The sequence below is a fragment of the Parasutterella sp. genome, assembly GCF_057870745.1.
The window spans coordinates 3,806-21,729 of record NZ_DBMALT010000030.1; the positions used below are offsets into that span (position 1 = coordinate 3,806).

The window sequence follows — 17,924 nt, forward strand, 5'->3', positions numbered from 1 at the left end:
AAATTTATAAAATAGACTTTGAATGCAGCCCAAGCTGGTCTAAAAACAATATCTCTAAAGAAATAAATGCTTTTTCCTTCCGCTAAATATTTTTCAGCACTTAGCCGGCAATATTTATTCATTTTTTCATAGTATGCGTCGATGCTTGTGTAAGTGTAATGATCTACATGACCTTTGAGTTTTCGGAGTTTAAAGGGGTAAACAATGTGGGGATGGACTTGTCCAATTACCTCTACGTCTTTATTTTTCATTAAACGAGGAACCCAATCGGATCTCAGGCTACCATGAGTTGCTTTGAAATTTTTAAAACGGTTTACTCTTTTAATTTCATAAGAAAAATTTTCGTTGCTTTCAACGGCTTTTCGAATTGAATCTGCAAGTTCCTCATTAATGATTTCGTCGCAGTCGAGTAGAAGAAGCCAAGGTTGGGTTGCCTGCTTAATGGCAAATGTTTGTTGCTCCCCCCAGTTTCTCATTTTTTTCTTGAATACTCTGGCGCCAAAAGCTTCAGCTATCTCTCTAGTTCTATCTGTACTCTCGTCATCTACTAGAATGATTTCCTTTGCAAAAGAACAGGCAGCAAGACATGAAGGGAGCCGATTTTCTTCGTTTTTTGCCACAATTACCACTGAAAGAGGCAACTTATTAAAAATTTTAATGCATTCAATCATGTTGGTGAGACCTATTTTGCGTATCGACTTGAGTCTTTTAAGATTTGTGAAAAATATGGTGGGATCGTTTGATCTTTTGACGGCCTGTAATGAGGATCTAAGAATTGAAGGATTCCCAACTCATTGATGAGGACAATACGATTCTCTTCCAAGAATGCATCGTTTGAATAATTACTAACGTATAACCATTTACGTTTTTCATCAGGCGAGAAAAGATTCTTTCCTAATGAGTAGTCATCGATAGGATTTTCACATCCTAAGACTTCTTGAAGAATTGTCGGAACGACATCCAACATTGATGTCCTGTAATTGATGCTGATATTTTCCTTCCCGGGCCACTTCACAATAAAAGGCACTTGGGCTTGGTATTTCGTAAAGTTACCATTGTGCCCCCAGTAATTTAATTTGTTATCGTTAAATTCTTCCCCATGGTCCGAGCTTATAACAATGATCGTCTGGTCTAAATCGATCATCCCCGGTAATTTTTTGAGTAATTTACCGAGTTGACTGTCCACAAAATGGACCGAATTCTTGTAACGATTGAAGTAAAGAGAGGCATCAAAGTCATTAGAAAGTTCTAATTGATTTACGTTCTTCCAATATGGCTTAAATTTTTCGTTTTCCTTCCCTTCCGGAAATTGTGTGGAGTGGACAGCATCAAGAAAAAGGAAGGCGAAAAAAGGAGAGGACGGATCTCTTTTCTTCAGCCAATTGGATAGGTCAGAGATTGCATTTTCGTCTCTTTCTAATGTATTGGCGCCTTTTGAGCTTTCTCTAAGGTTATGGATATCTGTGAAGATGGTTTTGTTAAACTCTGGCATTGTCAAAGGAGCGCTGGAAAACAGGCCAATTTGGTAACCACGGGATTGGAGTGCAGTGATTAAGGCAGAACCAGAATGTGTTTGCAAAGATTTTTCCCAATATAGTCCCGGCAGTCCGGTAAATAAAGAAAAAATGCCGTGCCTTGTGTTTATACCGCCAGAAAAATGCTCTGGAAAGCGAATTGCAGAGGAAGAGAATTCAAAGATATTGGGCATGGTATCTTGTGCAACCATGTCAAAACGAAGAGAATCAACAAATAAAAAGAGGATGTTGTAATTATTTCCCCCTTTGCAGACCAGAGGATTAATAGGATAGTTCATTAATCCTTTTTTCGAGTTGAGATCAAAGCGCCGAACTTCTTCTTTCGAGACGGCTCCAATCTTGACAAGTAGCTTGTTGAATCTAAGAGGCCGATTAAGTGGCAAGAGATAAGAAACTTGTGTAACTTGTGAAATATTTTTTGCGAACGAAAATCCAAAAATTAGCTGACAGGAAATACTTCCTAAAAGCACAAAAGTTATAGCTAAAACACAAAATTTTTTGTTTAATCGCTTGGATAGGCTGGAGGCAATCAGAAATAGGCCGGTAGTGGACAGAAAACAAACCAAAGAGATAAGGATGATCTCTATCCACATTTTCGTGTCAAACTGAACAACTTGCCCATCGCCAAATAGGGTCATTTGCAGCATAGCCAAATTCAGGTGCATCCTGAATTGTTGATAAACGAAAGTGTCAGCTAAAAAGAGGATGACAACTATAGAAGCTATCATCACGGTTAAGTAAGAAAATAATCGCCTAAATCCAAGAAACGAAAATATAAGAAGAGGAGATAAGATGGCGAAAATTAAGACGGCGTAATAAAAAAAAGAATAAGCGAATATGTAGATTAAGGACAAGGGTCCTATAAGACTATTGTCGGCTACTTCAATATACCGAAAGGAAAGAACTGAGAGGACCAGGCCGATAAAAAGAGAGAAGAGTAGATAGGAGGAAAAAAGTTTCTGCTTACTCCGGCCTTGAAATTGTTTTCTTGTCGTTTGCATTTTTCTTTCAAAATTCACTTGATTCTTAATGATATCTCAATAAAAAATGTGTGTTTTGGAGGCTATAAATTTTGTTATCCCTCTGAAGGAGAAGGTTTAAGTGGTAATAAAGTCTCTTCTTTTCGAGTGCTATTAATATCTTCGATAATTTTTTTTGCTACTTCAGAGGCTCCAAAATCTGATAAATGGTCTCTGTCCTCATACAAGAGACGTCCGTTCATTTCAGCCTTGCAAACTCCGTCTTCACAAAAGACCGAAGAGGGATTGATGAGAGGAACATTTAATTGGCTCGTTACTTTAGTAACAACCTTGTTATAAAGATCGACAGTTTCATTTCCTTCAGAAGCGGGAAAAGAGCAAGTAGAGGGTTTATTTGTTTCAATTGGTCTTAAAGAAAAACAGTCTTCGATATCAAATGGCAAATGAGGATTGTCTAAAAGTACAAACACTTCTTTTCCTGAATTCTTTAAAAGCTGAATGGTCTTAACGAGCTGTTTTTCGAAAATATTAAGATGACCACTTCTTACAGGTTTATTATCAAAGGAGTATCTAAATTGGCTAGAGAACCTCTCCCATCGTGCTGAGAGAATTACAAATTTGATAGACGGGCTTTTGGCGATCCAATGAATAATATTACTTGACGGGATCTCTTCTGAAGTTTCTAGTTTAAAAGTTCGGGGATTCTTGACACCTAACAAGGGAGGATCTCCCGGATTTCCTAATATGATGATAGGTGCAGAAGTAAGTTTGCCTAGGCCGGTAGCTAGTTGTTTTGCATGAGAATCTCCGATAATCGCCCATTCGGCAGGTGAATCACCAGATTTCCAACAATACCTGACGTTCTGTAAAGGGATCTCATCACAGGCGTTGTTACGGAAAGAATTTTTTTTATTTTTTTCAAAGTTCACAAATTTTTGATAAGACTCTGGAAAAATGAAAGAAGTTCGTGGCGCAAGAGATCCCAACATCCCAGTTATCCCCATTAGCACACAAAGAGAAGTTATCAAAACAAAATTTAACTTCTTCTTCCGGATTGGAAATTCAATGTAAAAGTAACTAAATAATGCAAAGAGAAGGCTAATAAAGATAAGAAGCAATCGGAATTCAAAAGAAGGTAGTTCCCCTTTATTCAGGCTTCTTACGAGAGCAAGGAATGGCCAATGCCATAGGTACCACGTGTAACTGATTAAGCCAATAAAAACAAAGGATTTAATACTCAAATAACGGTTAATTGTGGCCTTAGGGGAGGCTATTATAAGGCAGGTTCCCAAGGTCGGTAATAGTGTGAGGACTCCAGGGTACTCCATCCTATTATTAAATAAGAAAATTCCTAATAAGATAAAAGTAAGCCCCATAAAAGAAAAAAATTCTTGGTGTTTTTTTGAATCAAGAATGGGAATGTCATTAAAACCTTTCTGATGAAAAATTGCCAATATCCCGCCTAAGCAGAGCTCCCAAAATCGTGAATGAAGCAAAAAGAAGGTGCCATTCGGAAAGTAATCGAACAAAAGGACAGAGGAAAAAAATGAGGCAACAGAGAAAAATAACAAGGAGGCCAGGATCCAATTTTTATTTATTTTCCAGATGATGAAACAAAGAAGAGGGTAAATGATGTAGTATTGCTCTTCTACTCCCAGGGACCAAAGATGCATCAAAGGCATCAGTTCGGTTTTCAATGCAAAGTAGCCAGCTCCCTGTTTGACTATGTAGATATTTTCAGAAAAAAATGACGCCCATTTAATTTGTTTGCCTAATTGAATTCTTTCTCCGAATGTAAGAAAAGGCAGCGTAATAATAGTGATTATCACAAGTAAAAAGAGCAATGCAGGAAATATTCTTCTAATTCTTCGTGCATAAAAATCCGAGAAGGAAAAGGAATTTTTTATGAGAGCTCGATAAATTATTCCAGTGATTAAGTACCCCGAAATAATAAAAAAAACATCTACCCCTACGAAACCTCCAGTGATATATTCAGGGAAAGCATGAAAAAAAATAACGGCTAGGATTGCAATCGCTCTTAGTCCGTCAATGTCTGCTCTATAACCGCTGTTGACAAAAGGCGAAGAATACACTGGAGAAAACCATTCTTTGAGTAATTTTTTACATCCAATCAGAATGTTTTGCATGCCTCTACGACCATTCGTTCGAAAATAAATCAGCGGATATGTGAGAGCTAAATTATTGATATGTGTACCCGTGAAAGTCTTTGCAACGATCATATTATCGTCAGCGGTTCTTGTGGAGGGGGGGGGTAAACTTGTTTTAATGGGCGTCATGGCACAAGGGCATTCAATTTAATCATCGGGATTTTAAATTATTCAATCGATTGTTTTTATAAACGATTGTTAATTTTAATGGGCTCGCCTTGTTTTTCTTTACTCCAATTGATAAATCTTGGGGTTAGTTTTCTTTTTCATAAGGCACTTTTAAAACAACATACAATACGTTTTTTCGACGTTAGATAATTACCCGTCATTATCAGGTATTAAGAATAAATGAAGAGGAAACCCTTTATAGCAATTTACGCTGTCAATGCGCTGTTTGTAGCCTTGGTAGCTGGATTGTTTGGTCTAAGAAGTGTTAGTAATGCTGGTGTCTTATCCGAATGGAGCTCAATCCAAATCTTCATTTTCTTGAGTTACACAATCGGCCTTTTTGCCTTGTTGGCATTGTTTTTTGAAATCTTGCTCCTGACTTACCCCTTGGTCAAGGAGTTACGAAAAACTGTGCTTACACTCTTTATTCTCATCGACTCCTCTCTGTTGATCTTCTCCCTAACCGATTCGTTTGTATACCCTTTATACCGAACACATTTGAATTTGGCAATGATTCAAATGACTTTATTTGGCGGAGGAAGAATCGTGTCCTTTTCTCCTAGAATGTTAGGCGAAATAGGGCTGATGATTCTTGCAATCTTGCTTCTCTCTTACTGGTTTGCAAGGCTTTCATTTTGTTTTTCAAAGTACAAAAAAACCGTCTATGCGTTTTTCGCCCTTGGCCTAACAGCTTTTGCCGTTTCAAATTTCAGCTATTCCTGGGGGTTTGCAAACTTCAATAATCGACTGATTTCCGTCTTTGACAAGATCCCTCTAGCTAGACCTCTCAGAATGAATACTCTGCTTCAGAAGTATGGTTTTGTCGATAGGAAGGCCATAGACACAAAGAAGGTCAATTTTAGCGAAGGCGGCTTGATGAATTACCCATTAAATCCATTGAGGTGCCACAATGGTCAGGATTACAACATACTGTTTCTTTTCGTGGATACGCTAAGGTATGACATGTTAACAAAAGAAGTCATGCCTAATACATGGAAGTTTGCACAAGAAAACGTCAGATTCAATAACCATTACTCGAACGGGAATAACACTAGGCATGGCATTTTTTCTTTGTTCACGGGACTGCCGGGAAAATATTGGACAAGTTCTCTGACATCCGGAACACCGGGGATTTTAATTTCAGCGCTGCAGACGCGAAATTATGAAATCGGCATTTTTACCGGAGCTCCCTTAAATATGCCCGAGTTCCATAAGTCAATTTTTTCTACAGTTCGCGATCTGAACGTATACCCCCGAGGGGATTCGTCGGTAGAGTCTGATGCTTTTGCTGTGGAAGATTTCAAAAAATGGCAATCCGGATTAAAACCGGGATCTCGTTTCTTCAGCTTCATATTCTTAGATTCTGTACACGGATACCAGTTTCCTCCGGGCGAAAAATACGAAGTCTTCAAACCTTACTGGAAATCGGTCAATCATATGGAGCTGAATAACTCATTCGATCCTGCTCCCTATCTTGCTCGATACAAAAACGCCGTTCGTTATACGGATGATTTGATTCAAGAGGTTTTGGATTACTTAAATAGCAAGAACTTGTTAGACAACACGATAGTAGTGATCAGTTCAGACCACGGCGATGAATTCAATGACAATAAACTGAATTTTTGGGGGCACGGCGGAAACTTTACAGACGCTCAGATAAAAGTTCCCTTGGTGATCCATTGGCCTGGTAAAAAATCGGCCAATGTTGAGTATGTGACTTCACACTTGGATTTAGTTCCTACGCTTCTGCCGGAGGTGCTTGGATGTTCTAACCCCACTCAGGATTACTCGGTCGGAACTTCTATTTGGAAAGAAGCAGGAAGAAGAGACTGGGTGTATTCCACAGGCTGGAGTCGGGACGCTTTCGTCGAGCCTCACCGCATTGTCTTAATTAATGCAGCGGGAGCGTTGGAGTTTTTAGACAAAACATATCGTCCGACCAAAGACAGAACAATCCCGCCGTATTTATCCGAGGTCTTAAAGGAAAATTCAAGGTATGTTAAATGAGCGACCCTATTCGCAAGCTGAGTTCTTTTCGCCAATCCAACATCGGAGGAAGCTGCAGCTCTCGAAGAACTCGGTTCTCTAGTCTCGAATTTCGTGGTCTGGGCGCTGGGCGAGGATATTCTTCTGTAGTGCACGGAACTACTTTTTGATTGATACCTGCAGCCCTAAATATTTCTTGAGCGAAGTCAAACCAGCTGGCCTCACCTTCACAGGTTGCATGGACGATCCCCCGGAAATCAGTTTTAAGAAGTCTTTCAATCGCAGCAGCTGCAGAAACCGTGCTCGTTGGATTCCCGATTTGATCATTTACGACCTTTATTTCAGGCAAGCCGCTTCTAGCGGCTTTAAGCATTGTCGAGACAAAGTTTTTACCGCCCTCACCATAAAGCCAACTAACCCTCACTATCACCCAGTTATCGCAGCTGTTTTGAATGTTTTGCTCACCTAACAGTTTACTTTGGCCGTAAACGGACAAGGGGCCAAAGGGGACATCGTATTCGCTGTAAGGCCTTTTAAGCTTTCCGTCAAAAACATAATCACTTGAAATTCCAACGAGCCTGGCACCTGACTCGCAAGCGGCTCGAGCTATGTTTTTACTGCCATCTGCATTTATAGCGAAAGCAAGTTCAGGCTTCATCTCACAGGCATCTACATTTGTATAAGCAGCACTATGGATAATGACGTCGGGTTTGTTCTCCCGACAAAAACGATAGACCTGGGCTGCATTTGTGACGTTAAGTTCGTTTGAAGACGGGAGGAGAAGCGAGTGTCGGCTGAATTTTTTGACAAGCTCTCTCCCAAGCAAACCGGTTGACCCCGTAATCAATATCTTCATGAGACTAAACCTGAGGTGAAGGTTCGAAAGGACGGGGCGCAAGCGTCCTTGGGGCTTAGTGTCGGATTTGTATTTATTGGCCAATCAATTCCGACATCCGGATCATTCCATTTAATGCATCCCTCATCGCTGGGATGATAAAAGTCAGTGCATTTATAGGTGACTAAGGCTTTAGGACTTAAAACGAAAAAACCATGGGCAAACCCAGGAGGAATCCAAAGTTGGTTTTTGTCTATCCCGTTTAAAACAACGCTTTGCCATCTACCAAACGTCGGAGAACTTCTTCTTAAATCTACAGCGACGTCAAAGACTTCTCCCTCTATAGCAGTAATGAGCTTTCCTTGCGGATATTTTTTCTGAAAATGCAGTCCTCTTAACGTTCCAAAGCATGAAAAGGAAAAGTTGTCTTGAACGAAATGACTGGAAATACCAAGTTTTTGATAACGAGTTTCCTGCCATGTTTCGACAAAACACCCGCGGTCATCCTTATGAATGTCGGGAAAAAATTCGATTAAACCTTCAATCTCGAAATGTTTGATTCTCATAATTAGTAAGTAAGAAATCCTAAAGACCGGCGGAGGATCCGAGAAGATTAGTCGCTCCTTGAACGCTGGTCTTCATAATTTAATTTCATCCAGTCACTGTAGTGCTTATTTTTGACGTTCTTAATCCACTCCGGATTACTCAGGTACCAGAGCACAGTCTCTCTGAGTCCGGCTTGGAAGGAGTAAGAAGGTTTCCAGCCAAGTTCTTTAAATATTTTGTTGCTGTTTATGGCATAACGAAAATCATGTCCGGGCCTATCCTTAACGAAACGAATCTGATCGAAGTACGAATAGCCGTCTTTTCTTGGACTAACCTCATCAAGAATTTCAGTAATTGCCCGAACAATCTCTAAGTTTGAAAACTCTGAATTTCCGCCGATGTTATACACGGCTCCGGGAGCTGCGTTCCTGACAACAAGATCAATAGCAGAACAATGATCTTCAACATGGATCCAGTCCCGAATATTCGCCCCGTCACCGTAAACAGGAAGTTCTTTACCTGCGACAGCATTTAATACCATAAGTGGAATTAGTTTTTCAGGGTACTGCCGAGGGCCGTAATTATTAGAGCAATGCGTTATTAACGTCGGTAGGCCATAGGTCCGATTAAAAGCACGGACGAAATGATCTGCGGACGCTTTGGAAGCAGAGTAGGGGCTGTTAGGTCTGTAAGGACTCGATTCCGTGAATGAGGGATCTTTCTTACCAAGTGAACCAAACACTTCATCGGTGGAAACATGAAGAAATCTAAAACTGTCCTTTCCGGCTTTGCACAAATGATTCCAGTAGTCCAAGGCCGAAGAGAGTAGACGGGTAGTGCCAATGACATTGGTTTGAAGGAAGGCTTCCGGCTCCAAGATAGAGCGATCTACGTGGCTTTCTGCTGCAAAGTTAACGACAAACTCCGGTTTGAAGTCGCGGAATATTTTTGCGGTCGAAGACTTGTCGGCAATATCTCCTTGGACAAAATAATAATTTGGATGATCGGCTATTGAGGACAAGTTTTCAGGATTGCCTGCGTAAGTTAGCTTATCGAGATTAAGAACGGAATCTCCGTTTGCAATCCTTTGAAGGATAAAGCAGGAGCCGATAAAACCCGCGCCGCCGGTGACTAAAAATTTCATTGTTTATCTAATCTTCCAGTCGAGATCAATAAGCTCCGGAGTGGGAGGATAGGACAACTCTCACAGTCTTAACCAGTAGACTGATGTCCAGCCAGATGTTCCAATTGCGCACATACCAAGCATCCAATCGGACTCGGCGACTGTAGGAGGTATCACTTCGACCGCTTGTCTGCCATAAGCCTGTCATCCCGGGTCTAACCATTGTGTAATCGGAAAAGAAGACGTCATATTTAATGACTTCCTCATCCACGATAGGCCTTGGGCCGACAAGACTCATTTGACCGCGAATGACATTAAAAAGCTGAGGCAATTCATCAAGCGAAGTTTTACGAAGGAATGCTCCGATCTTAGTCACTCTCGGATCATGCTTGAGTTTATGCGTCTCTTCCCACTCTTTTGCCGCTTCAGGGTTGGCACGTAAATATTCTTGTAAGCGCCTGTCGGAGTCGACCACCATTGAGCGGAATTTATAACAGTTGAAATAAATACCGTCTTTACCGATACGCCGATGAGCGTAAAAGGCCGGTCCCGGACTTGAGGCTTTGATGGCAATGGCGATCCCTAAAAGAATCGGTGAAATCGCAATCGTCCCGACGGTTGCGACCGATAGATCGAATGCTCTCTTAAAGAATTGGTTGTACCACCGTGAGAGATTATTTTTAACGGAAATGACGACAAGATTTTCAGAATACAGTCTGTGCATTTCCATATTGGATACAGGCAGCTCCTCCGTTTCCGGTACGAAGGAAATATTCTTAACCAGAGGAAAAATTTCATCAATAAGCGTGTAAAGCCGCCGTTTTTCCATTCTCGGGGCCAGGATCAGGATGTTTTGTACTCCTGTCCGAAGGATAATTCTTGCGGCCTTGTCCGTAGAGCCGAGCCGGGGGTATTTTCCTTCTAGGGCGGTCCCAGAAGTTTTATCATCGATAATTCCTACGACTTTGATTCCAAAAAAGGAGTTTGTCGCGGAATAGTTCAAGACGCGTTTTGCAGTGTCGTCGGATCCGATGATGATCGTCGGTTCTAAAAGGATATTGGCACGGTTACAGAGGTAACGAACAAGAAGGCGAGAGCCGCAAACAAAAACGAAAACGAAGCAGCCTAGGAATGCGATAAAAAGACGAGATACAACAGGAGCCTTACCTGCGATGAACAGAACGACAATCGACACGACGATAGCGTAGATCACCGAATAGAAGGTTCTTCGGATCATTTCTCCAATGGAGAGCAAACGAATATAAGTTCTCCCCCAATGGAGGAAAACCATAAAAATGAGAGGAACAAATAGATAGAAATAAAAATTGTTCAACTCAAACCAATCGTTCTTTCTTTCTAGGAAATCAAGAACAATGTCTCTGCCTCCGACTGCGCACCATTCGGCAATAATAATGGCCACATAATCCGTAGCCAGCAGGAGCAGAGGCTGCAGAGTCGAACTGTACCTGTCGGTGAAAGAGATCGTGGGGTGTGCCATTTATTGCTTAATCGAGATAATTTGAATCAACTAACGACTGAATTTTACTCCGTTGCCTCTTTTTATCGAACAAAAAGCTTTCTTGCCAAAGACTAAAAGGATCGAAAAGCCGAGTTTCACGAGAGTTTTCAAAACAAATCACGCATAAGAAAGGTAAGCGACATCAAATGTCGTTTATTAGGATAAATTCATGCCTATTAGAATAGAACCGAATTATTCGAGAAAAATATGGCAAGTAAAACCAAAGCTAAAACTGCATGGGTCTGCTCAGAGTGCGGTTACGATGCTCCTAAATGGTTCGGGCAATGTCCTTCCTGCAAAGCTTACAACACGATGAAGGAATTCCGGATCGAAGCGGAATCTTCCAACCGTTATGCTCGTGCAGAGCAAGCCGCTTCAGCTTCTGCCGGAAGGGGCAGAGCCGCGCTTGCGGGAACCAGCGACATTCTTGACCTATCAGAAATCGAAGCCAAAGAAAGTCCTCGAATCTTGATCGGATTCAGTGAACTTGAACGTGCGCTCGGCGGAGGCTTTGTCCCCGGTTCCGTAGTGTTAATCGGCGGAGATCCGGGTATCGGTAAATCCACGCTGCTTCTTCAAGCAATGTGCAAAATGGTTGCTCTTGGACAAGTTTGCCTCTATGCGAGCGGCGAAGAGAGTCCGACCCAAGTTGCTCTTCGTGCACAGCGTCTCGGAGTCAATACAAAAGGTTTGAAATTTATCAGCGAAATTCAACTTGAAAAAATCGAGGCCATCATCGAGGAAACAAGTCCTCAATGGGTTGTCATTGACTCGATTCAAACGCTCTTTTCCGAGGATTTAAGTGCGGCGCCGGGTTCCGTTTCTCAGGTTAAAGAGTGTGCTGCTCGATTGACGCGAATCGCCAAGCGCAAGGGCATCGGCGTTATCTTCGTCGGTCACGTCACGAAAGAAGGGGCAATGGCCGGTCCTCGTGTCTTAGAACATATGGTGGACACCGTTCTTTATTTTGAAGGCGATCCTGAATCCAACTACCGTATTCTTCGTGCCTGTAAGAATCGTTTCGGTTCTGTCAACGAAATAGGTGTTTTCGGTATGACAGACAAAGGGTTGCGCGGTGTCAGAAATCCTTCGGCTCTTTTTCTGGCAGAAAGAAGAGAAGGGGTCGCGGGAAGCGTGACCTTCATTAATTTAGAGGGTACGCGCCCGATCCTTATCGAGATTCAAGCTTTGGTTGACAAATCCATGCTCCCGAATCCTAAACGCTTGACCGTCGGTACCGATGCCCAGCGTCTCACGATGCTTCTTGCAATTTTGCATCGTCATGTGACTCTTTCAACCTATGACCAAGATGTTTTTCTGAATGCTGTCGGCGGCATTAAGATCAATGAAACGGCGAGTGACTTAGCTGTGCTTATCGCGATTGTTTCTTCGATGACGAATCAGGCAGTTAGCAGTAAGACGGCGATTTTCGGAGAAGTGGGCTTGGGTGGTGAGATTCGGCCGGTCTCCAGAGGGCAGGAACGTATCAAAGAAGCCTCTAAGTTAGGTTTTACGAGGATCATTGTTCCACTCAAGAACAAAGCGACTGACATTCCGGGTGTTGAGATTATCGGGGTGGATAATCTTAGAGATGCAGTCAAAGTCGTATTCGGATCTTCTCGGGTGTCGCATGATGACGAAAGATATCCCGATGAATAAATAACGGACTGATGCAAAATTTGGCTAAACCGAACTTTGCATCAGCCCAAATAAGAGTGTTGCTAATTTCTCGATATTCAGTTTCTATTTCAGAGCAACCTCCCGGAAATCCATATTGCTGCAGATATAGCGAACTCTAGGTTTCGTATCAACTCCGGCTTTTAGCTTGACAGCTTTGGCGAGGAGCTTTTTCTGTTTTTCAGTGGGCGTGTCAAAATCAACTAAGGTAAGCGCTTTTGCCGGACAGATTTCCACGCAAGCCGGTTCTTTGCCTTTAGCCAGACGATGAGAACATAGCGTACAGTGTTCTGCTTTTCCGGGTTGGGCGTTTTTGGTCGGAGGATTAGACGGTGAAAATAAAGGCTGTTTTTCACCGAAATAACTTGTCTGTTTCTGATCATTGAACATCGGCATTCCATAGGGGCAAGCGGCTAAGCATGCCTTGCAGGCAATACATTTATCCTGATCAATCAGAATCTCTCCGTGAGGTCCTTTGTAAACCGCCTTCATCGGACAAACTTTTAGACAGGCCGGATCCTCGCAGTGCTGGCACGAGGCACGGAAATAATTAATGATGTTTTTCTCTCTATTTTCAACTTTACGGATACGATTCCATTGAATATTCGGTGAGATTTGATTCTCCTGCTTACAGGCAATGAAACAGGCGTGGCAGCCGATACATTCATCGACATTGACAATAATTCCCATTCGACTCATTTTTGGCTCCCAACTTTTTTAACTTCTACATTGACTTCAAAATACGGCGCATATCCGGAGAGGGGATCCCATTGTCTCGGAACGAGTCTTTGCGTGTCTTCTTCACCTTTCCAACCGTACTGAGCGTCTATTGTTCCGGGGGGAACTAGAATCGATACTTCTAAATTTGCCTTAACCGGACCTCCGAAAGGACTGAAGATTTCAACACGATCTCCGTCTGATAAACCTCTCGCAGAAGCATCATTCGGATGCATAGTAATCGTGCTGTACGGTTCGAGTTCTAATAAATAAGGAGCATCCGAACGAGTCTTAGAATGGGTGATGTATGGCTTGCGAGCCCCGTTGATCATTCTTAGATTAAAGCGACCGTCGGGCTGCATCATCGGTTTATAGACCGGCAGACCGTCGAAACCAAATTTTGCACATCGTGTTGAGAAGAGCTCGATCTTGCCCGTAGGCGTATTAAAGCCGGCTTGTCCATCCGGTCTAAGCAGCCCTTTTTCATATTTTTTCGGTTCGTTCTTTCTGCATTCCAGCGAGGAAACCTCAGGCAAAGCAGCCACTGCGGCTTCGTACTCTGCGCCCCAGTCCTTGAGAATGGCGTTGCACGCTTTAACCGGATCTCCGTTAAAAAAGTGCTTCGGATCGTCCAGGATACATCCGAGCTCCAGTGCAATTCGCCAGTCTTCTTTGGCTTCACCCAACGGTTTAACAGGAGTTCTCGGGGCAAATTTTGAACCGTAGACACCGAAAGGAGCATAGCGTTCAAAATTCATTGCCGCCGGAAGGATGAGATCCATGTCTCTGTGGCTTTCTTTTCGATAGAAGTAGTCGGCGCAGAAAGCGAAGTCGAGTTTCTTTAAAGCTTCTTGATACTGCTGGGGCTGCGGCCAAATGAACGAATTGAAACCCCAGCCGCAGAAGGCTTTGATTTTGCCTGTTTCAATATATTCCGGAAGATGATTCGGGTTGTACATGATCATCATGTCATGCCAAAGCGGAACAAAGTCTTTGTCAAGACGTCTGTCCTTCTGAGCTTTGGCGTTCCACCACTTAGCCTCATAGAATTTAGGCTGCAGCCCCATCCCGCAGGCCTGAAGCCCTTTCGGTGAGAGCGGAAAACTAACACCGCCGGGAATATCGATATAACCGAGAATACACGGAATGAGAAGTAAGGCTCGGGCATTGTTGACGCCGTTGGAATTATGGGTCAGGCTTTGAGATGTCAGAGAAAATGAGCCGGGACCGTCGGCGTACATGCGGGCTGCATCAATGATCTTTTGAGCGGGAACTCCGGTAATTTCTTCCGTACGCTCTGGGGTAAAAGACTCACAATAGTTTTTAAGCTCTTCAAAGCCGTGACACCATTTATCAACAAAGTCTTTGTCATAAAGATTTTCTTTGATTAGAACACGAATTATGCCCATTGCCAGAGCTGCATCTGTTCCTACTTTTGGTGCTAAATGAATATCGGCAAACTGGGCGGTTTTCGTGTTTCGGGTATCAATTACGATAATCTTGCAACCGCGTTTTTTGGCTGCGGTCAGAGACTGCCACCATCCAAGCGGGCGCGACCAGACATTGGAGGCTAACACCATGAAAGATTTAGTTTTTGCATTCGGCATGGATCCCTGAGACGGACGCCCCCATGTGAGGATTTCAGCCTGCATACAAGCTGCCCGACAAGCGACCGAGGACTCAGTTCCGAGATGAACTGAGCCAAAGTAACGAGCAAGACGCATAATCGGCGGACGCGGTTCCTTAGGATCGCCGATATAAAACATCACAGCATCAGCACCGTCTTTAGCTTTAATTCTAGTCAGATTTTCGGCAATCATACGATAAGCTTCATCCCAGCTGCAGCGCACAAAACCGGGATCGTCGCTGCCTTTAGGATTAGTTCGCTTCATCGGGTAGAGCAAACGATTCGGGTTGTAAAGTCTCTGAAGAGTGGAGAGCCCCTTGGAGCAGAGGACGTGTCTGGGATTTTCACTCCAATTGCCGATGGACTGAATAATATTTCCGCAAGCTTTAAATTTTATGCCGCATGACGGAACTTGATTGCAGTTGTCACAGATGGAATAACCGGTCCATTCGTCTGAGGAAGTTTCGGCTGCGGCAACTGACTTAAAAATGGCTGTTGAAGGAAGTGAAACGGTACTTAGGATTCCTTTTAAGATCGATCTTCTCTTGAGGGTTTGGGAACACATAATGGCTTTGCCTTCTTGCGGTTATTCCGGGGTGTTGTTTCTAATAAATAACTCTCTCGCAATCTCTCTGAACTTCGGGTAGTCCGGCATTCTTAGAAAGAAGCCGGACCCGAAGAAAAGATTTAAGTTATAGGTTGCTTATTGCTGATTGGCTAACGCGAGATTTCTTTGGCGGCGTTCTCTCCTGCGATTCTGCCAAAAACGAAAACGTCCAGAAGTGCATTTCCGCCGACCCGGTTTGTTCCGTGAATACCACCTGTGATTTCGCCTGCTGCGTACAGACGAGGAATCGGCGTTCCTGTTGCATCTAGAACTTGTGCTTTAGTGTTGGTATTGAGGCCGCCCATCGTGTGGTGGACTGTCATGCCCGTATAGCAGGCCCAGAAGGGTCCCTGAGCAATCTTTCGGGTCAGATTTCGAGGGGCCTTGTGGAAGTCCGGGTCTTCTTTATTTTTAATAAGAACATTGTTATAGCGATCGATGGTCTTTTGAAGCCCTTCAGGATCAACGCCCATTTTCTTAGCAAGTTCTTTAATCGTCGGTGCAGTCCAGGCCTCATCAATGGCAATACCGCGTTCAACTGCTTCATGAACTGCACTGTTGTAAGAGTTGTATTGATTGTTGTCTACGACCGTGTAGGCATAACGCTCCGGGGTTCCGAGAACAGCATCGCGAATTACGTCGCGTCGTGCGCCCTCATCAACAATACGATTTCCGCGTTTGTCAACATAGATGGAGCCGTCAACGTTGGTATTCAAAATGATTTTCAGTTTCTTGCCGGCAGGTGCTCCCGGGGTTGATTGGATGAAATCCATACCGACGAGGTAGCCGCCTATGCGATTAGCAGCAAGCATTACATCTCCGGTGTGGCCGGGAAGGTTATCCGTACCGAGTCCCGCGGTTCTTGGATCATGCAGCTCTCTGAGGTACTGATTGCCGGAGAATCCGCCGGCCGCTAAGACAACTGCCTTATTTGCCTTGATGTTAAGGGTTTTGCCCTTGCTGTTTTGCAGTTTGACACCTACGACATCTCCTGACCAGGGCTGTTCACGGTAGATTTCAACGACGGAATAACCTAATTTAAAAGGAACGTTTCTTTCTTTAAGTGCTTTGCTTAAAACACCTGTATAGCCGATTCCTTTAGGTACGGCAGGGGAGTGAGCTCGAGGATAAAGCCCTCCGAACATCTGATGAACGGTTGGCTTGAATTCCATTCCGAGACCTTCGAGCCAGGTAATCACGCTATAAGCGTTATCACAGAGCACTTTAACTCGGGCCGGATCACCTCTGAAATCGCCGGCGGCCAATGTTTGGGCAGCGTGTTTGGCGGGAGAGTCCTCGATATTCTGTTTCGGCTGACGAACGGGGTCGGCAGCGTTGATCTGGCCTTGAGCTGCCATTGTATTTCCGCCCGCAAAAGGCAATCTTTCGATAATGACGGGCTTTGCACCGTTTTGAGAGGCGAGAAGAGCAGCTGCCATTCCGGCTCCGCCACCGCCTACGACAACGACGTCATAATTTTCATCCCAAACTTCAGGGAGGTAGGGATTTTTCGGAGATTTTTCCTGCGCAAGGGCGGAAAGAGACGAGGCGGCAGCCGTACCGGCGCCAACAAATTTAAAAAGACTTCTTCTGCTAAGTGTCATAGTGTTGCCTCTTGTTTGTGAGGATTGATAAAAAGGAAAAAGAATTTGGAAACTATTGCTTTGAAAAAAATAGGAATTAACTTTGCGAGCGACAAAAATCCCCCTAACCCGTGATGAAGTCACAGTCCGTTAATCAATGAGTCTGATTTAAGTAAGAGAAATTAGTGAGGCTAACTTCTCAGACTAAATATCGACGTGTGAGAGAAACTCTTTGAGCTGCTGAAGGTCTTTAACACCCACTTTTTTGTAGGCGTTGGCTCGATGAGTCTCAACTGTCCTTTCGCTTAGGCCAAGCCTCTGCGCAATTTGGTAGTTCATCAATCCGGCATTAACGCTGTTTAGGATTTGTTTCTCACGCTGGGTAAGGGCATCATAAAATTCCTGATAGCGCACAATCCGGAAATCCTTCTGACGGAACGAAAAATCCCTTTCTACGGCCCGCTCGACGGCTTCAAATAAAATTTCAGATGAAACCGGCTTTTTCAAGATATCAGCAGCCCCGCTGCGGAAAGCAGAGATAGCCATATCTACATCCGCATGAGCAGTCAAAAAGATGATTGGCTGTCGGTAACCTTTATGGGCCAGAATGTCCTGAAACTCCAAACCGTTGACGAGCGGCATTTGGTAATCGAGGATAATGCAGCCGGGAACGTCAGGGTCGTCCTTTTTAAGGAAGCTTCCGGTATCGGAGTAATAGGAAACTAACCAACCGTCGGTTTTCAGCATAAACCGGACTGCATCGCCGAAGCCTTCGTCATCGTCTACGATCCGAATTACTGCTTTTTCCTTATATTGGCTGTTCATTTCATTTCTCCGGATGCCGGTTTCCCAA

The 17,924-nt window shown here is 43.5% G+C and carries 13 protein-coding genes; 2 read left to right on the forward strand and 11 right to left on the reverse strand.

The window, feature by feature from the left end; translation table 11 throughout:
- The 3 genes from ACZND6_RS08865 to ACZND6_RS08875 all read right to left on the reverse strand — a co-directional run.
- The coding region (locus ACZND6_RS08865) for a glycosyltransferase family 2 protein (protein WP_489524579.1) at positions 1 to 671 on the reverse strand (671 nt) is incomplete at its 3' end.
- A gap of 11 nt (positions 672 to 682) precedes the next feature.
- Complete coding sequence (locus ACZND6_RS08870) at positions 683 to 2,536, reverse strand: sulfatase-like hydrolase/transferase (protein ID WP_369976242.1); 1,854 nt, start codon at positions 2,534 to 2,536, stop codon at positions 683 to 685.
- A gap of 74 nt (positions 2,537 to 2,610) precedes the next feature.
- Entirely contained in the window at positions 2,611 to 4,812 is a 2,202-nt protein-coding gene (locus tag ACZND6_RS08875) for an acyltransferase family protein (protein WP_489524580.1), read from the reverse strand.
- Between the two features lie 219 nt (positions 4,813 to 5,031).
- Here ACZND6_RS08875 and ACZND6_RS08880 point away from each other — a divergent pair, with 219 nt between their 5' ends.
- Complete coding sequence (locus ACZND6_RS08880) at positions 5,032 to 6,858, forward strand: sulfatase-like hydrolase/transferase (protein ID WP_370747968.1); 1,827 nt, start codon at positions 5,032 to 5,034, stop codon at positions 6,856 to 6,858.
- On the opposite strand, the gene rfbD is transcribed toward ACZND6_RS08880, so the two are convergent.
- From rfbD to wbaP, 4 genes are read right to left on the reverse strand one after another with little or no spacing between them, the layout of a single operon-like run.
- Positions 6,851 to 7,693, reverse strand: coding sequence for a dTDP-4-dehydrorhamnose reductase (rfbD, locus tag ACZND6_RS08885; protein ID WP_337807888.1), 843 nt, complete (start codon positions 7,691 to 7,693; stop codon positions 6,851 to 6,853). The genes ACZND6_RS08880 and rfbD overlap by 8 nt on opposite strands.
- A complete protein-coding gene (gene rfbC / locus ACZND6_RS08890) occupies positions 7,690 to 8,238 on the reverse strand; it encodes a dTDP-4-dehydrorhamnose 3,5-epimerase (RefSeq protein WP_370747966.1) in 549 nt (182 codons plus the stop codon). Before rfbC ends, rfbD begins: the two co-directional genes overlap by 4 nt.
- A 47-nt stretch (positions 8,239 to 8,285) precedes the next feature.
- Positions 8,286 to 9,362, reverse strand: coding sequence for a dTDP-glucose 4,6-dehydratase (rfbB, locus tag ACZND6_RS08895; RefSeq protein ID WP_370747964.1), 1,077 nt, complete (start codon positions 9,360 to 9,362; stop codon positions 8,286 to 8,288).
- A gap of 25 nt (positions 9,363 to 9,387) precedes the next feature.
- The gene (wbaP, locus tag ACZND6_RS08900) at positions 9,388 to 10,839 is read right to left on the reverse strand and encodes an undecaprenyl-phosphate galactose phosphotransferase WbaP (protein ID WP_370747963.1); all 1,452 of its coding nucleotides are present in this window, start codon (positions 10,837 to 10,839) and stop codon (positions 9,388 to 9,390) included.
- A 228-nt stretch (positions 10,840 to 11,067) separates the two neighbouring features.
- Between wbaP and radA the strand changes: the two genes are divergently transcribed.
- Positions 11,068 to 12,519 carry a DNA repair protein RadA gene (radA, locus tag ACZND6_RS08905; protein WP_489524581.1) on the forward strand — a complete coding sequence of 484 codons (1,452 nt, stop codon included), beginning with the start codon at positions 11,068 to 11,070 and terminating at the stop codon, positions 12,517 to 12,519.
- Between the two features lie 84 nt (positions 12,520 to 12,603).
- On the opposite strand, the gene ACZND6_RS08910 is transcribed toward radA, so the two are convergent.
- The 4 genes from ACZND6_RS08910 to ACZND6_RS08925 all read right to left on the reverse strand — a co-directional run bounded on the left by ACZND6_RS08910 (position 12,604) and on the right by ACZND6_RS08925 (position 17,896).
- Complete coding sequence (locus tag ACZND6_RS08910; protein ID WP_489524582.1) at positions 12,604 to 13,236, reverse strand: 4Fe-4S dicluster domain-containing protein; 633 nt, start codon at positions 13,234 to 13,236, stop codon at positions 12,604 to 12,606.
- On the reverse strand, positions 13,233 to 15,446 hold the full coding sequence (locus ACZND6_RS08915; RefSeq protein ID WP_489524583.1) for a molybdopterin-containing oxidoreductase family protein: 2,214 nt from the start codon (positions 15,444 to 15,446) through the stop codon (positions 13,233 to 13,235). Before ACZND6_RS08915 ends, ACZND6_RS08910 begins: the two co-directional genes overlap by 4 nt.
- A gap of 152 nt (positions 15,447 to 15,598) precedes the next feature.
- Complete coding sequence (locus ACZND6_RS08920; protein ID WP_489524584.1) at positions 15,599 to 17,092, reverse strand: FAD-dependent oxidoreductase; 1,494 nt, start codon at positions 17,090 to 17,092, stop codon at positions 15,599 to 15,601.
- Positions 17,093 to 17,275: 183 nt separating this feature from the next.
- The gene (locus ACZND6_RS08925) at positions 17,276 to 17,896 is read right to left on the reverse strand and encodes a response regulator transcription factor (protein WP_412611727.1); all 621 of its coding nucleotides are present in this window, start codon (positions 17,894 to 17,896) and stop codon (positions 17,276 to 17,278) included.
- Positions 17,897 to 17,924 lie beyond the last annotated feature (28 nt).

Coding starts and splice junctions, on each gene's coding strand:
- wbaP (WP_370747963.1), bottom strand. CDS start 10,839: ATGGCACACCCCACGATCTCTTTCACCGACAGGTACAGTTCGACTCTG.
- ACZND6_RS08875 (WP_489524580.1), bottom strand. CDS start 4,812: ATGACGCCCATTAAAACAAGTTTACCCCCCCCCTCCACAAGAACCGCT.
- rfbB (WP_370747964.1), bottom strand. CDS start 9,362: ATGAAATTTTTAGTCACCGGCGGCGCGGGTTTTATCGGCTCCTGCTTT.
- ACZND6_RS08915 (WP_489524583.1), bottom strand. CDS start 15,446: ATGTGTTCCCAAACCCTCAAGAGAAGATCGATCTTAAAAGGAATCCTA.
- rfbD (WP_337807888.1), bottom strand. CDS start 7,693: ATGAAGATATTGATTACGGGGTCAACCGGTTTGCTTGGGAGAGAGCTT.
- ACZND6_RS08870 (WP_369976242.1), bottom strand. CDS start 2,536: ATGCAAACGACAAGAAAACAATTTCAAGGCCGGAGTAAGCAGAAACTT.
- ACZND6_RS08925 (WP_412611727.1), bottom strand. CDS start 17,896: ATGAACAGCCAATATAAGGAAAAAGCAGTAATTCGGATCGTAGACGAT.
- rfbC (WP_370747966.1), bottom strand. CDS start 8,238: ATGAGAATCAAACATTTCGAGATTGAAGGTTTAATCGAATTTTTTCCC.
- ACZND6_RS08920 (WP_489524584.1), bottom strand. CDS start 17,092: ATGACACTTAGCAGAAGAAGTCTTTTTAAATTTGTTGGCGCCGGTACG.
- ACZND6_RS08910 (WP_489524582.1), bottom strand. CDS start 13,236: ATGAGTCGAATGGGAATTATTGTCAATGTCGATGAATGTATCGGCTGC.
- radA (WP_489524581.1), top strand. CDS start 11,068: ATGGCAAGTAAAACCAAAGCTAAAACTGCATGGGTCTGCTCAGAGTGC.
- ACZND6_RS08880 (WP_370747968.1), top strand. CDS start 5,032: ATGAAGAGGAAACCCTTTATAGCAATTTACGCTGTCAATGCGCTGTTT.